Below are 785 nucleotides of genomic sequence, written 5' to 3'. Positions count from 1 at the left end.
ACTCGTTTCCATTAGGCAGACGGTCTACGACAACACAGGGCAGGGCAGCATGAGCACCACCGTGCACAACACCTACGACGCCTACGGCAACCTGGCATCCTACAAGGAGACGTCCACCGACTACGAGCTGCGGGCGGACATCGCCTACCACGAACTGCGCGAACGCCACATCGTGGGACTGCCGCGGCACATTGCGGTGATGGACAAGGCGGGCAGGGTGTACCGCGAACGTTCGACGGAAGTGGACGGCAAGGGCGACGTCACCCGCATCACGATGCACAACGGTCAGCTGCCCTCGGTGTACGACATGGCGTACGACGCGTACGGCAACCTGGCCGCGCTCACCAAGCCCGCCAACCACAAGGGTCAGCGCATGCGCTACGAATACGCCTACGACGGCGTGCTGCACCAACTGGTGACGGGCGTGAAGGACGCCTACGGCTACACCTCGTCCACCGACTACGACTGCCGTTGGGGCGCACCGCTGGAAACGCGCGATATCAACGGCAACCGCATGCGCTATGCCTACGACGACGCGGGCAGGGCCACCGCAATCGTCGGCCCGAAGGAGCTGGCCGCAGGCAAGCCCTACACCGTACGGTTCGAGTACCATCCCACAGGCCGCTGGGCGCGCACGCTGCACTACGCCCCCGAGGGCGACGTGGAGACGCGCACCTTCGCCGACAGCCTGATGCGCGCCGTGCAGACCAAGCGCACGGGCGTGGTTTGGAAGGGCGGGGCGGCCCACAAGGTGTCGATAGTGAGCGGCCGGATGGTACAGGACG

At 65.6% G+C, this 785-nt stretch carries 1 pseudogene; it reads left to right on the top strand.

What is annotated here, in order from left to right:
* Positions 1 to 785, top strand: a pseudogene (locus HMPREF0670_RS15115) (hypothetical protein); the annotation flags it as partial.

This window comes from Prevotella sp. oral taxon 317 str. F0108, assembly GCF_000162415.1.
Lineage (GTDB): Bacteria > Bacteroidota > Bacteroidia > Bacteroidales > Bacteroidaceae > Prevotella > Prevotella conceptionensis.
Note: the sequence above shows the minus strand (reverse complement) of the source record. Positions and strands in the feature narration are given on the sequence as shown.